4 protein-coding genes are annotated in these 16,422 nt (G+C 49.4%); 2 read left to right on the forward strand and 2 right to left on the reverse strand.

Annotation, left to right across the window (positions count from 1 at the left end; translation table 11 throughout):
• The first annotated feature begins 64 nt into the window (after positions 1-64).
• Complete coding sequence (locus KDK17_RS13145) at positions 65-12,142, forward strand: LamG-like jellyroll fold domain-containing protein (RefSeq protein WP_257288244.1); 12,078 nt, start codon at positions 65-67, stop codon at positions 12,140-12,142.
• 29 nt (positions 12,143-12,171) lie between these two features.
• On the opposite strand, the gene KDK17_RS13150 is transcribed toward KDK17_RS13145, so the two are convergent.
• Both KDK17_RS13150 and KDK17_RS13155 read right to left on the reverse strand, forming a co-directional pair.
• Positions 12,172-14,202: a hypothetical protein gene (locus KDK17_RS13150; RefSeq protein ID WP_257288245.1), complete on the reverse strand. Its 2,031-nt coding sequence runs from the start codon at positions 14,200-14,202 to the stop codon at positions 12,172-12,174.
• A gap of 907 nt (positions 14,203-15,109) precedes the next feature.
• Positions 15,110-15,466 (reverse strand): transposase, encoded by a 357-nt coding sequence (locus KDK17_RS13155; RefSeq protein ID WP_257288246.1) that lies wholly within the window; start codon positions 15,464-15,466, stop codon positions 15,110-15,112.
• Positions 15,467-15,616: 150 nt separating this feature from the next.
• On the opposite strand from KDK17_RS13155, the gene KDK17_RS13160 reads away from it, so the two are divergent.
• Positions 15,617-16,213 (forward strand): hypothetical protein, encoded by a 597-nt coding sequence (locus tag KDK17_RS13160; protein WP_257276351.1) that lies wholly within the window; start codon positions 15,617-15,619, stop codon positions 16,211-16,213.
• Positions 16,214-16,422 lie beyond the last annotated feature (209 nt).

Genomic DNA, 16,422 nt, shown 5'->3' on the forward strand with positions numbered 1-16,422 from the left:
GCGTCTGACTATTGATGAACAGGGGGCTTATGACCAATTTAATCGACATGTTGTTGTTGCAGAAATGCCTCCGGGGAAGGATGGCAAGCCTTATGCACGGCTGGTGATGGACACTGCAGACTCCCTGCGTTTGGAAATCAGTGATCCTGAGTCGTTTAAGGCGGTTTCCGGTCTGGAAGTGGCAACGATCCGTGAGCTGCTAACCAAAACGCTGCGTGATGATCAGGCGAACGGTCGCTATCTGGTTCAAAACCTTGAGCGTGTTAACCAACAACTGGTGGAACTGACTTCAGGCAAACAGCTGCGTTTTAAAGCGGTGAACAATGAGCTGATTGAAAAAATTAAGACTTCCCTGCCTGATTTTATTGATGCTAAACCAAGGTCCCCCAAAGGGTCACCGGTCAACCATCGGGTGTTCGTCAATTTACAGTCCTGGGGAAGCCCGCTATCCGGCCTGAATCGCCTGATGCCCAGTGAAAGTGTACAACGGTTTCTTGCCAAGTGTCGTTTAGAAGCAGAGCAACTGGCACTGAGATATATGCCTGTTGGCAGCCAGCACCGATCTTATATTAAGTCCCTGTTTACCAACTTCCTGTTTCAAAGCATTACCAAAATTGCCAGACAAGTGACGCCTGACGTTTCCACAGGGTTCATGCCCTTGACGGGTGTCAGTGACGCGGTGGCCGGCGAGTTACCGCAAAATGCGGCGAGAGAGCTGAGTGAGACACTGAAAAAAAAAGGTTTTGATGCTTTCACTGCGGCTGTTAAAGCGTCTGCCCGTCGCATCACTGATTTCGCCAATATTGATAAAAATGTTCTAAGAGGGCATCTGTTCGATAAATCCGTGTACAGCGTTTTTGCGGAAACTCTGTCGCTCAGGATATCAAAAGGAGAGGCGTTCCAGTTACCTGTTGAGCCCATGTCGCTGAGCCCCCGAAACGGCCTCCGTGTCATTGACCCGGTAGCCATTAGCGAAGGGCAACGCCAGCCACTGGTCAAGAGTGGTGACCGGGTGTTTGGCATGGTGAGTGTCGATACTGAGCGAGTGTCCTCGTGGCAAAACCTTGGCTCAGGGGAAGTGGATGGGTTACTGCAATTAACCCGTCAGTCGGGCATTGGTCGCTCAGATTCAGAAACCCTGGCTTTTATTAAGAATCTGGAAGCGATTTTCAGCGATGTTTCCGATCCTCCGCAGTCCCTGTCTGAAGACATTGCCAAACGAGTCGGTGAACTGGGTGCCAGTGATCGGAATCGACTTGGGCAGGCATTGATTGATCGGGTCAGTGATGAGCAAAAGACAGGCATTGTCGCTGATCCTGGCCAATGGCAGGCACGTTCTGAACTGGCGGGTGAGCTGCTGAAACTTGAACTCAATGATATTGCCGGACAAATAGCAGCAGATGAACGCCTTGACGACGTTCAGTGCCGACGGGTGGACAGGTTAAGCACACTGACTGACGTGGTGACTTTGCCGCTGGATGTCCGGGGAAGCCGGGTTGAAGTGGAACTCAATCCGACTCTGACTCTCGATGCATCCTGGGTGGATACCCGGCAAAACCGGATGGTTATTGGCACCACCATGACGCAGGGGCTGGTGGCCGTTGGCGCCTTAACGCTTTTTAAGGTGCTGGACAAGGCGATTGCGGGAGAACACACCGGCGGTGACCTGGTAGCGCTTGGGGTTCGAAATAATTCTGAAGGTCTCGCCATCAACGACCCGGGCAGGGTCAGGGTGATGCCCGCCCGCCTGGACGTGGTCGCTAAGCTGGATCGTCTGGCAACAGCCGCTGACTTAGTCAAAGAATTGGACGCTGTTGACACTGGTGCAGACATTGCGAGGTCACTGCGACAGGGAATTTCAAACAGCGTTGACTTGCTGCAAACCCTGTCCGGCGATGAAAGCAACTGGAATATCGCCGGGGAGCCTTTTCGCAAACGGCTTAACGCTTTTAGCAGAACGCTGAACCTGCCCGATCCGGATTTACCAAAGGTGGTTTGTCGCAGGGCTGCGGGGGACAGCTGTGGTCGTTCTGTCATCCAAACCCTTGATCTCGTGGATGACGAGCTGGATAAAACACTGACCAGCAGGGAGCTGGAGTCGCTAAAACAACAACTGAGGGCATCGGGTACTGAAGGCAAGGCGGCAGAGCTGCTGAAAACCATTAATCTCTTTGCCAACCAGAGATTTGCTGCCGTTTCGGCAGTCAGCCCCGCTGATGACAGCAAACTCCAGCGGAAGGTGATGACGGAGCTGGTGCAGTTGTTGTCGGCGGGTAAAGCTGCTTCCGTGGAAGGGGCCATGGACAGAGTCCTGGAGATATACAGCAAGGCAGGGTTTGAGGAAGACATTGGCGATTTGAAGGAGGCTATCAGGGGCAGTGATGAATTCAAGGCCATTGTCGACTCCATGGTGGATCAAAAAGGCAGCCATGAAAGCAGTGATGCCTTGAAACAGGCCGGGGCTTTGCGGGAAAACATGATTGACCGCTGGCTCAGGAAAAAGGGGGTTGACCAATCCCCGACCTTGAAAAAGTTTCAGAACTTTCAGGCAAAACTGGCCGCCAAATCCTGGTTTGGCCCGGCCCAGATGGGCTTAGGTGTGGGTATGGGGATATCGGGCCTGGCCCAAAGCTCGGTGTCGCTGTACAACTTGAATAAATTCCGGGACTCTCTGTCACCAGAAACCTATGCCATGGGCATTACCGGGGTGGCGTTGGGGTACACTGGCAGCATTTTCGGTTTGACCAGAACCGCCCATTCAGTCCTGTCCAAAGCCGCCGGCTTTTCTGATGAAGGGTTGGGTCTTGCCGGTGCGGCCATTAAAAATGCGCCAAGGCTGATAGGAAAAAGCGCCATCCAATTATCGGCGAAAACCACATCCCGGTTGGCCAGGTTTGTTCCCTTCGTGGGAACCTTCGTTGCCGTGGCGGCAGGCGTCGCTTCCATGGCCGCCAATGGCATGGCTGCAAAGGATGCTGCTGAGGCAGGCAATGAAGACCAGGTGATTTTTTATGCAGTGATGGCTGCACTGGACGCCATTACTGTTGTGATGGATGCGGTCAGTGGCGCTTTGGAAGTCACGCTGGTTCTGGCACCGGTCGCTTTTGTATTGGATTTACTTTCCACCCTGCTTGGAGTGGTTCAGACCATCATCGCGCTTTTTATCCCGCCCACCAACGCTCGCCAGGACTTTGATGCCCTGATAGCCAGTGAGGGGTTTAAAGAGTATATCGATAAGATGGCCGGGGATGCGGCAGAGGAAGGCTATAGCCGATTTGCCTGGAGGGAAACGGGAGAGCAGCATCTCAAAGATCGTTATAAAGAATATGAAGATGATTTGCGAACTATACGGCATCAGGTCATCAGGGATTTGGAGAGCAGCGGTAAAAAAGGCATCAAAATCTGGGATATGGATGCACTGTCTGACCGGCTGGTGGCGGACACCACGGATAAAGACGACTATGTGGTAGCAAAAGGCAACAAAGCCGTTTATGGACTGGGAGGCGACGACAAGATTTTTCTGGAGATGCACCAGGGGAAAGCCTATGGTGGCGCTGGTGATGACACGCTGGTGGGGGGAGAAGAACAGTGGGGTGGTGGCGGGGATGACAGTCTCGAGCATACTCTCGGTAAAGTGATTCAGCGGGGAGGAAAAGGTAATGATAGAATTCTCCCCGGTACCGATTTTGCTGATATTGACGGTGGTACCGGTGATGACACTGTGAAATTGCCCAGCCCTGTGCTTGAGACCCGTTTCAGGGGAATGAACGAGGTACAATGCCTGAAAACTGATTTAGGGGTACGGTACATTGATACTCTCCATAGGCTGCAATATAAGGTTCTCTGGTGCGAGGAAAAAGTAACCTTTCATTCTCCTGATGTGGTTGCCAAGTTTAACCAGGATAAGCTGAAAACTGGGCTGGGTGAATATCCCTACCTGTTTGAAGTCGATCTCTCAAAAGAAACGTTCACCAACCGGCTGATTGAACTGTTGAAGCAGCAGGGCGATGACTTCAGTATCTTGAAGGATCTGTATGGTTTGCAGAAAGGTAGCCTGCGGGTTCAGGCATCAGGTATTAACTTTATCAATTATGCGGGCGGCCCAACGGCGTTTCTGATTAATCAGTATTTTAAGCTGAAAGCCTGCGCAGGCCAAACTTACACATCCCGAAGTGATTTAGGTTGCCCTGATGATGAGGATGTGGTGCCGGTCAGCAGTTTAATGGACTCTGATACTGACATTCAGGCTTTCAAACAACTCCCCGCATCAGAAATTTATAAAGTGGGCGATGTTGTTATCGGTGTTCTTTCCAGGAAAAAAGTTAAGCACTTCAACGGTGGAGAGTACAAAAAGCTTTATAAGGCGCAGGCGGATGATAAAACTTATGCCCTGAATGCGGATAAGCATCGTCATTATTCTTTTAATAGCCTGAAGGCTGATGCAAGAGGACGATTTGTTGGGGGGGTAAATGAAAAAAAAATGCCCGGTGGCGGTTGTCAGTTGCTGCAAAAAAAGACCCGTTGTGCAAAAACTTCAGCAACAACGACTCATGAAAATTGCTGTGTTGATTATGAAGTGAAGGGCATTGATTACATTAAAAAAGACCATGTGTTCAACGGGGTTCTGTATATACATACCAAGGGGTTCATCCAGGGTCAGAGCCGTTCAATCAGCATGTACTTTTTGAGTGATAATAATGATTTACTGATTAAGTTTGATTATGAACAGCTGCGTGAGTTTGCCGAAATTAAAAGCTACGTCGACAAGAGTAAGGGGATTCGTTACACACACCTTAATAACCCGGTGGTTCGATTTTACGCGGGTCTTATGGGTTTTATTGGAACCCACGGGGTAGTCAAAAATATTGAAAACGTAATTGGCAGTGCTTACAGCACCAAAATAATCGGCGATGACCAGAACAATTTGATAGTAGGTCAAAGTGGCCGTAATTTCTTCAAGGGATTATCTGGCAATGACCAGTTTGTGACCGGAAGTGAGTTTGATGAGGTCTATGGCGGAGCCGGGCGGGATACAATCTCTATTGAAGCCTCAGAGAAAAGCCGTAAATACGTCGATGGCGGCCCTGATGTTGACAGGGTCTCATACGGCCGAAGTAAACAGGGCTTGACCATTGACCTCACCCGAAATAGAAGTCAATTGTCGGATAAAAACGGGGGAGATGTGTATGTCAATGTCGAAGTCTTCGAGGGAACCGATTATGACGATATCATAAAGGGGAATGATGAAAGCACTACCTTTATTCCCAGGGCTGGCCACAACCTGGTGTATACCCGCGGGGGTAATGACACTGTACTGGCTGATGGTGGGCGCACGGAAATCCGGTTGGAAAAAGGCAATAATAAGGTTTTCCTGAAGGCTGGGAATCATATTGTCGAGGGTGGCACAGGCGATGATGAGATTTATTTTTCGGATACCACTCACACCCAGCATCGGATTCAGGGCGGAGGAGGCAATAATCGGCTCATCAGTGATCTGCGGCCCCGTGTTACTTTGAAATTCAAGCAATGGTCGGCTTCTACGGTTGCTCCGCGCACGCAGTCAACAACAGAGTTTGCACTGTTCCCACATCTGGCAATTGTTGTCCCTCAATTTTTTGCTCGACCCACTGTTGCTCAACCCGCTTTGTTACCCTCGGCGGAACTCCAATGCACAGATTTTGCACCTGTCCAGCTGGTGGTGGATCTTGCCAATAATGCATTAAAGCTAAAGGTTTTGGGTGTCTATGATGACGCCAAAGGCAAGACAAGAATAAAGTCTGAAGACAAGTTTTCCAAGGATAGCGTGTTTCAGTTGTCGTTTGATTTGGAGGGGAAGCAGAAAGTAAAAAAAGTGGCACTGGCTGACTTTATCAAAGGAGAGGCAACCATAAACTGGGGAGGTATTGTTCAGGGTGTATCTATGGACGCCAGTCTGGAGCCGCTTATTTCTACTACCACCGTTGATGTTGACCTGAAGTGGGCACGTGAAGACAACACAAAAGAGGGCACCACGACGTACAGGAAAAAATGCCAGTCCAAATGGCAGGTTGAATTCTCAACAATTGATTCGCCATCAGTGACCATCGATTTAACCCACAAAAAAGATGGGCGCTTGCAGGTGCAGAATGTCAATACCCTGATTACCCAGGATGGTGATGACACGATAACAGGAAACCCCGGTGAAAATAATAAACTTATCGGGGGCAGCGGCAACAATCATTTAATTGACATGGGCGGGGATAACCAGTTCTCCGTTGGAATGGGAAATAACAATATCACCGCCGGCTCTGGATACGACACGCTTTTGTATCAGGTGATGACCCAGACCTGGCTGAAAAACCGGCCCTTTATTCCCTATACACTGGATTCTATTTCGGTGGATATGGCCAGCCGCAGCGTTCGTCATGTCTGGAAAGCCAGTGACAGACAGTATCCCGATAAATCATTTTCAGATCGGTTTACCGGTATTGACCATGTTGTTGGTACTGGCAATGGCGATCGCTATTCCGGATCGGACGATGACGAGCAGTACACTACAGGCGGTGGTGACGATACCGTGGATATGGGCGGAGGAGATGATCTGGTGGTGGTCCTGGATTCCGGGCAGGAGCCGGCAAGTCCCAGCCTGAAGGGGGGCAGCGGCAACGATACCCTTGTGTTTGAAACGCGTCAGGGCGTCTGGGTGGACCTGGAAGCCGGCCAGGGCAGGATTGGAACCGGGAAGGTATTTGATCTTGGGGGATTTGAGCGGGTCACTGGCAGTATTGCTAACGATACCCTTTACGGCAATGAGCTTGATAATGTGCTCACTCCCCGGGCAGGTGACAACCAGAAAGTCTATGGCAGAGGCGGCAATGATCACTTTCTGCTGTCTGAAGGAACCCATCTGGTTGCTGGCGGTAATGGCACGGATACCGTCGATTATCAGGCCCTGGTATTACCCCCCGGTACCACGGGTGTCACGGCCCTGCAGGATTATCGGGCACTGTCAGACGGTCAGGGCTGGTTCAATGGCACCACCTGGTTTAATGCCACCACCTGGTTTGGTTCGGATTGGTCAGGCTATGCCGAACAGGCCGGATTACCCTGTCCAAATGACGACACCGCTGGAGGGGCAACCAATGTTTCCGCCACTTGTCGTTCAGGCTTTGTCGTCTTTCGTTATGGGGAGAATCCAACTTTACCCGAACCGCGAGGCATCAAGGATCAGTTATACGACATTGAAAATCTGTTTGGCAGCAAAGGTGACGATGTCCTTTTCCTGACGTTAGCCAAAACTTTAGCCAGTGGAGCTGATGGCAATGACCGCCTGGTGGATCTGTCTGAAGGGGCAACCCTGAGAGGTGGAAAAGGCGATGATATACTCCATGCCAGCCGCCGTAACGATAGCCAGGGCACGACCACGCTGGGAGGAGCAGGTTTCGATGTCCATTATGGCGGCCCCGGCGATGATAAAATGATTGCGGATCAGGATGCTGACCGGCTGATGGGCGATAAAGGCAAGGATTTTTATCTCGTCGACTGGCAAGCCAGGGGGACAGAAATTTCTGACCCGGATAATGGCAATATGCTGATGCTCAGGGGCGAAGGAGCCACTTTTGACAATATCGGGCTGGTACTGAATGGGAATTTTAGTGAGCTGTACTTTCAAGACCAGGGATATTACTGGGTCACCCTCATCATGGACGCTGTGCCAAGAAGAGTTCGTCCTGATGGCAGCCTGGACACCGGGCATTTTGTCGAAGCACTCCATCAGCATTTTCCTTATCTGCGCATTGAGGATACAGCAAAAGGCAACAAAACCACTGCCGCTCCCCTGACCAAGCAAGGTTTAAAGCTTTTTTATCAGGACCGGTTGATAAGGGATATCCGACTGGACAACATCATGATTGCAGAGGCTGACGATGAGGTCGTTCGTTCCGGCATCGGCAATGATGACTTGATGGCACTGGGTTGCCGGAAACTCAACCAGACTGAAGGGGTTCCCGGTTGCCACTATAAGCTCTACGGTGAAGAGGGCCATGATACTTTCCTGGTCCGCAACGCAACAGCGGACGTCTATCCGGGACCAGGCCATAACCGGCTTGCTGCGGGTAAACAGGCCAAAGTGTTTGTCCGTTTTGATTCGGATCAATCGCAAACCTTCGGGCTCTCTTTGCCCTCTCCACCAGAACAGCTCAGGGCCACTAACTGGCATTCCGTTGAGCCGGGGCAACTGGTCAGTCATGGCGGGGCCCTTACTGGTGAAAACAGTGCAGGCTTCAAGAATGCCCGGCAGTTAACTGAAAGAAGTCAGTGGCTGGAAATACCGGGCTTAGTGACGGGTGGAGCCATGACACTGTCATTACAGTTGCGGGTTTCTGGCCTGGACCAGGCTTTTCTTCCCATTATTTATTTTGCTGATGCCGTTGGTCGTCATGGCATCAGGGTGGATAAAACCAACCGTGATGATCTGGCACTGACATTTTCCGATGCTGCTGCTGAAACCATCTTACATAAGCGGGTGCCTGATTTTTTTCAGGATGGCCAGTGGGTGCACCTGACGCTGCGGGTCAATCGTGCAGGCCTTGTGGACATTTATAAAGATGGGAAAAACGTGTTGCAAGACGTCAGGGTTGAGGTGCCAAAACGGATGATCAGGCCCATGAATTTTTTGGGTCGGGAAGCGGTGGCGCTGGGCACTCAAAATCCCAGTAACGCCACTTTGACTGTTGCCGGGCTGATGGTGGTCGATCATTCGATGGCAGAGGAAGCCATTAGCCAGCTGGCCAAATCCCCCAGCGGAAATCTGCTGAAGTTGTCGTCTGAGTGTGATTCGATTGAGGTGGCCCTGACCGATTGTCCGGACTACCTGGAGTTGGGTGACAGGCACTACCTTGATGGTCAGGAGACTGTCCGTTCCTGGCTCAAGTCTGTTGAACGTTTGCCGGGCATGGTTCCTGTAGCCGATGGCAGACACATCTTTGTCGCGGATGACAACAGCAAAAAGGGGTTGTTTCAGCAGGGGGATGGTTACAGTGAGATTGTCGAGGCTCCGGGGCGTGCCGACTTGTTGGTGGTGAAGGTTAATCGGGATAACCAGGCTGTTTTTCGCAAACAGAATGATGATTTGTTGATTTATCTTTTCAAGGATGGCGAAAGCCTGGAAACCGCTTCTTTGACCGGCATTTCGGATCGGAGACGCTACCAGGGTTATTTTAATAGCAATCATTTAAACCGGGTTGAGCGTATCGAACTCAATCATCGGGTTCTGCTGTCGGAAGACGTTTGGTCGCTCACCCGCGATTTTCCCAAACCATCAAAAATCCTCAACAGTGCAAGACTTGAAGATGTCAGGGTGCTGGAACGTCAGGGGCAGTTGATGCTGTTCTTTGGCGGGAACCATTTTCCCCTGGGCATGACGTTGGGTCAGTTGTGGCCCGTTGCCTGGGATGACTATGAGAGTCATCATCCATTAGTCACAGTAAGCTGCCAGACGCTTCTGCCCACCAGAGGGGCGAAGGCAGTCTGTTCCATGTCGGCCATGGATTGGCGTGGCTTGGCCAGGGCTTACGGTCGGGTGTTGCTTTCCGGCTCGGACATCAGTGATGAACACTTGCTGCAGCTGAGTGCCCGTAATGTCTTTGAGAAAACGGCTGGGTTCTGCCCATTAAATGACAATGCCGGGTCCTCATCAAACTGCACAGTACGCCTGGGTACTCCGGATGCTGATAACTGGCACTCATCAGGCGAGACGGGTGCCTTTTTTGGGCTGGGCGGTGATGATCAGTTCACGGTAACGGATGTACGCTGGGATTATCTCGGAGGCGGTGAGGGATATGATTCACTGGTGCTTGCCCCTGTGGTCACTGTCGGTGCGTCGTTTATTGTGGACGGAAACCATCAGCACATTGTCGTTGATGGGCAGGTGCAAGGCTCAGTGTCCGGATTTGAGTTCGTCCACTGGCAGGTACCCGGTTCCGGCCAATTCATCCCACCACCGGAGGTGACCCGGTTAACGGTTACCCTCGGTGATGTGCAGGTTAAAACCGGGGCTAAGTTGGAAAGCATTGTCGTGGGTGGCAGCGGGACTGTCCGACTACTGGATACCGGTTGGCACTCGGTGACCCTCTTCTGCAAGGACGATGGGACCGGGCTTGATAACGTCCATTTTAACCATCCGGGCATCAGGTTATCTGACCTGATGGTTCAAAAGTTTGAGCCAGTAACAACGTTTGAAAATACCCTGACGGGTGGAGAGATGACGCTGTCCTGTTTTGTGAGTCCTGATGCGTCTGTTTCTGCCGAGGTTGAGTTGTTTGATTTTTCTGACTTGTCGGACAGCGACAAGGGGTCAATGACCCTGTTGGTCAGTCAGGGGAAGGATCTGGTTATCAGGGTATTGCCTGCTGAGGGGAGTGAACGAAGGATCGTGGCCAACGACTTTTTCCCAGCGGGCAAAAAAACGCACCTGCTGGTGTCCCAGGATCAAAGCCATTTGATGATTTATCAAAATGGCCGGCTTATCCAGTCTGAAACGCTTGCCCCTCTGCCTGTGGCTATGCGCAGCAGAACGCAGATAGGCGACAATGCCAGGGGTTGGCTGGACGCTGTGGTTTTGGTGGCTGACAGCGTTAACGCCAGAACCGCACGTTTGCTGGCAGAAACACCCACAGGAAAGTTGACCCGGTTAAAACGAATCGATTCCCCTGAGCTGGGAGTGGTGGTCAAAGGGGGCAATCCAAAGACGGTCACTGTGGGTCAGCAGCTCTTAACTCTGGATCAATGGCATACGGCCTTTGTTGAGAGCAAGGGCATGACACCTTTAGGAAGCTTCCGGGAAGATGCTGAATTGAAGGCGTCAGCGGTTAGCCCTGATGCTGCCAGTTCGGTGAACGCCACCATCGCTCCGGTACCCTCAACTGCAAAGCCTGTAGCTACCGTCGAAAATCCGTTTACCCCCACAAAAAGCACTCAGTTTATTCAGGTAACACCGACTCCCACCCCATTAGAGCCAAGTGTTCCACCCCTTGAGTTTCCTGATTTTCCATTGACTGTTCTTAAACAGGAGTCGCCTGAATTACCAAAGATAACGGGGTTAAGTGAGCTGATTGGCAGAGCAAACTCGGATGAGCCTGTGTTCAAGGAGCTTGAGACCCTGCCTTGTTTTGCCAGTGGCTTGCCTGCTTCAGCTACCGGTAATAAAAGTCAGTTCTCGTACAATAGGCTTCAGTGCAATGAAAGTTCTGTCGAATTGCTTGAGAATCAGCAGGCACCCCAACCGCTGGTTCTTCAGGGTGATCAATGGTCGCTATCGGGGGTAAACTGCTCTGCGTCCTGTACGCCTCTGGTGCCAACTGGTGCCTCTCCTGCTTCTCCTTTGCCCATACAGCATGAATGCTTTTTGCCCTGTAATGTAACAGGTTCAACGACGGATGACGATTACAAGATCCCTCAGTTAACGCCCCTTTCTTATGGAGACGCTATCGACTGTTACATGCAGTGTCAGGGCCCGGCCGCTTCAATGCGAGCTGAGTACAATCAGCCGGTAGAGGTCGATCTTGGTCTGCAACGGGTTACATCGGGTCAGGCACTGGATGTGCTTCTTAAAGAGATCAGGGATTTTAAATGGGACAGTAAGACAGATGTTTTGTTAAAGGGAAATGATCTTGCCAACACCCTTGAGCTGGGCTCATCTGCCTCGAATGGGCAGGTTCAATCAGGGCCGGACGATGACCATATAAGGCATCGATCCCCGGGGAAAATGGTTTATAAATACGAAAAATGGGGAGGCAGAGACCTTATACAGGTATTGGGAGAGGGAAATCTGGAGCTGGATTTTGGCGATGTGGCTATCAATAAAATCACTTTAACGGAAAGTCATGGCGTTGTTGAAGTTGAAGTGAAAGTGAAACATGAGGGTGAAGAAGCGGCGGATCTGTTTTATATCACCGGGAAATCTAAATCAGGAAAAGACAGTTTTCACCAGCCGCGCCTGACCGGTATTCGTTACGGCGGTGGCAGCCTTCAACATGATGACCTGAATGTTCTCATCCAGAGTATTAACCAGTTTGAAAACAAGCTTCAAACGTCGGTTTCCCCATCGATCTCGCCGACTGCTGCCCGGAGTGTGGCGTTGGTTTCGACTTCCTTTGCCGGGTGAGTGGTTGAACCGGCTAAAGGTAGATTTCATTACGCAGGTAAGCCGAGCTGGTCAAAGAAAGCCCGGTTTCTCTCTTTTGCTGATTGCAGTAGGCGATCATAAGATATGACTTCAATGTAAGCATTTCGAGGCTTGTTATAACCAAAGAAACCCATTCCATCACAAGTTTCGGTCAGGCTCGCCAGCTCGCATCGTTCTACCATGGTTGGGGTCAGGTCGCTAATGACATAGACATAGCCGGGTATTTCCTGACTGTTCCTGATAGGTCTGCCTGATGTGGTTTTTACCTTACCTTCACGGATGCGCTTCAGGTAGCCAAGAGCCTGCTCAATAGGGTTTTTATCTTCTCCCTCTGAGGCATCATTCCTCATAGGTCGCTTGATCTCAACCACTGTCAGAGAGGCTAAGGGCATTGATTTTTTTTCAGAAACCAAAATGGGATTGTCGTTAATGTTCAGTGCACACAAGTCAGGCTCTTCCGTAGAACTATCATCCGTAATGGGCATGGATCGAAGTGATTTATCGGAGGCCAGAAAATCATGGAAAGCCAGTCTTTCATCAATAAGCCAGAGGTTGCAGGCATCTGTGGAGACTTCTTCAGAGGTTTTCCGCATAGGCATAATAAGCTGATGAATCAGCTCTTCATGAACATATTTCCCGTTGTCCATTTGTCCAATGTATTTCTCTAACAAATCAAGAATTACACGTCGATGAGAGACATAGCTGGCCAGGTCTGACTTCTTAAAATCCTCTGCTTTTTTGAGGTATGCTTTCAGTTTCTTCTGATATAAGTCCATGTCACTTTCAATGGCCGGATTCATTATCTCGTGACCCTCTGCCAGCAACTGACGCTCAATGTCGGAATACTGTTTATGCAACAATGTATCAAGTTCTTTATCGCTCATTCTGGGGTCAACAGAAAACTCCTGCTGATTGATCAGGTGCATTACCGGTCGGTATCTGGGGGCTTTTTCTGAGACGAACTGGTTGATTCTCTCACGACCGGCCTTGAGGTTTTCACTCAGATAATTGTTCAGGTACTGCTTGCTTCTGGCCAGAACATGACGTTGCATATCTTTGAAACTGACTTCGACATCCTCAAGAATCCCCCCTATATCATCAGCTATATCAAATGCAGTGCGCTCGGGACGAACATGGCCGTCCAGATAGTCGGATGAAATATAGCAGGTATAGATGAACTCACCAGCCTCATCCGATATTTTGCCAAACAGCCCCGGGATTTGATGACTAATGGGAATTTCCTGCACCAGCCTGTTAGCTGCGCAAAGGGCGAGAGAGTGCTTCTTTTTGGTCGAAGCATGAAATTTTATATGGGTGAGCCTGAACGCATAGCCTTTTATATCGATACTTTCTTTACTGGCTTTGCTATGCATGTACTGGTCAAACAAGTTTTCCAGCGCAATAGTTTCTGTCCCATCCTTTATAGTTATACGAGGTACAGAATATTCTCTGACAAAATACCAAAGACAATGTTCTAATAAAGCATTAGCGATGCTGGTCGCCGTTTTTGGGCAGGCATCACGATACTTTTTATCGAATCCAGATAGTGTGAGGATAGAGAAAGGCCCTTCGCCATTCGGGTCAGGCTCATGATTCTGAGTCTTTATCCCCTGAGCGGCAGTGAACGAGAATTGCCGTTTAATGATACCTGACGAGTCTGATTTGAAGGCACTGGTAACATCCGCCCTATCGAATGCTTTGAGCCATAATAAACGACCCACTCCCCGGCACCCTTTTCCTATTTTATGATCAGAGTCAAGGGTTTCAAATGATGCCATGTTTTCTTCGTTGAAGCCTATGCCATTATCGTGAATTTCAAAGCCGACTATTTCTGAGCAGTACTCAGAGTTGTCAAGCTCAGAGGAAGCCTGCTGACTGCGTAGTATTTTGAGTGTCACAGTGCCGCCTGTGAGCAGATTGTCGTTTTCTTCAAGGGCTTGCAGAGAGTTAACAACGGCTTCAAAAACCGGGAAAAGTCCATGACTCTTGCGCAGATTCGTGTTCCTTAACCTTCCTGTCAGATTGGTATGCAGGCTCATTATAGACAGGCTCCTCAGGCAGGAAGTGCTTTTTACCAAAATTCAGCGAACTGAAATATTCTATACAGATCCTCAGAGGGCTGCTGACTTTATTATTGCTTAGCCATTGCGGAGCTTCCCGATGCTGCTCGGAATCAAGGCTTGAGCCTCTGCCTGTGAGGGTTTCCGGGTTTAGCGAAATCGTCGTAAACCAAACCATAGCGAAAGCGGGTGGCTGGTGTGGCTCTTAACGAACAAGCATTCCCGGATGGTTAGTTGTTTGGGAAGGCTGGGCGAAACTGCAAGACCGTCTCCACACCTACCGGATGACACGGGGTGTGGAGATCTGATTAAGAGATAGCCTTTAGGGCGGGTAGTTGACTTCCTCGTTTGAGGCTTTTTAGTGGATAGCTAGTTATCAGCATCAAAGAAGCCTCTGGCCCAGTTTAACCCTTCACTGATTAGTGGGCCTTCCTTTTATTGTGATATGTTCTTATATCAAAGCGCATAAAGTTCCCGCGTGTGGGGCGCCGCCACAGGCCGCGTCCCAGCCAGCTTGCTGGCGACACGACGCAATTGATATGTACGGTCTCAATGTTTTGTTTTGTTTTGTTTTGGAGGGGCTTACCGGAATACTGAAGAGGTAAAGAGTATCTTTGCTAAAATTTTGTTCATTTGGCCACTCTATTGAACCAAATGCTACTTTTACTATTATTTTTGCAACATAACGAGCCTGTAGAAAAACCCAAAAACAAAGCCGTAAAATTTGCGGCTCTTGTTATTAGCGAGTGCTGATCGGTGATCTTCAGGCTCCCGGTTAATTTATAAATTTTCCATTCTGGCTTATTACCAGTCTGAGAACTGTTCAGAACACTGCAGGCGCTTCTGGTGGGGCAAACTGTTCACACAAACACCGATCAGTGTCGTTTCAGCGTTTCTTTTTGATCTTCTCCATCCGCTTTAGCAGTTTCTCGCCGCCAGAACCATGGACTTTCTTGAGATTGTGCAAAGTGCACGTCAACTGCCACCGGGCATTGACCTTGGGCCGTCCTCGAAACGTGAACCGGGTGAGTCCCATCTCCTGCATATGGCCGAAAGGCGGCTCGGCAATGGCGAGTCGTTTTCTGTAAATCCGTTTTCCTGCCGGGCTGTCGATCCTGTCTTTCATCAGCTGCAGAGCATTGGGCTTCTTGTAGCCTTCCAGTTTGTAACGGAGCACTACGGAACGCGAGGGTTGATCAGGTTTGCGCAGGCACTGAGCTTTTTTATCGGGCAGACCCGACAATGATGATGTTTCTTCCTGTTTATCGAAGGCAAAATCTTTCAGGGTGAAGCGGCCTGAGGCGGTAGGCTTAACGTGATTCTTTGCCAGGGCCGCCCGTTCTTTTTTGTGTTAGGTGCTATTCTGAGCATTTGAAACTCAGGAGTGCATTAGGTGAAACACGTGTCTTTACTGTTGTGTCTATTAGTATTTTGTCCATACTTGTTCGCTCATGAGTACACTCAAAAACAACCTCAGGTCAATTTTTCTCAAATAATAAATTTAGAAAAAAATCCACAGTTTGTAACTTTTGGTATTATTAACAGTGTTGTTTATATAGCAGTTAGCACAGCATCTAATGTGGTTTTCACAAAAAACAAGTATGACTTAAATGAAATTGATTTGTTCATAAAAAACTCTAGCGTATTGGAATTTGTTTTTGCGAATTTATTGTCCTCGGTAGGGGATTTTCTGGTTGTTATATTGCCTACAACCTTTATAAATGTTTTTTTAGAAAGGATATCTGATTATTGTTTTGAAGATAATGCAACAACTAATTTGATAGCTGTTTATTTAAGCAGAACTTCTAGTTCTTGTGTTATATCATATTACTATTTAACACTTAATGAGCCGCTAAGGGATCTTCTGAGTACATCATTCTTCCTAATTGGAGTAAACACATATATCGATCATGGCGTAATTGCAACGCTGTTATATATAACACTCTCAACGTTTGTTGCCCATTTACGTTTGAGATGTATTGGTTGGTAGATATAGACAGGCACCTAACCGCAAAGCTGTCGGGCGCACAGTATGTGCGTCCTGTTGAGCGTGTTGTTAGTTAGCGTGTTACTTGCCGACGAGGTGGTTCACGATCTGGATCAGAAGCTCTTCGCTTTTGCCAAAACGCCGGTCAATCGCTTTGTTGAATGCTTTTTGTTCTGCAATAAACGCATCAACCTCTTTGAACTTCTCACGTT

The organism is Endozoicomonas sp. SESOKO2 (genome assembly GCF_024606245.1).
Lineage (GTDB): Bacteria > Pseudomonadota > Gammaproteobacteria > Pseudomonadales > Endozoicomonadaceae > Endozoicomonas_A.

Coding starts and splice junctions, on each gene's coding strand:
- KDK17_RS13145 (WP_257288244.1), top strand. CDS start 65: ATGCCTCCGGGGAAGGATGGCAAGCCTTATGCACGGCTGGTGATGGAC.
- KDK17_RS13150 (WP_257288245.1), bottom strand. CDS start 14,202: ATGAGCCTGCATACCAATCTGACAGGAAGGTTAAGGAACACGAATCTG.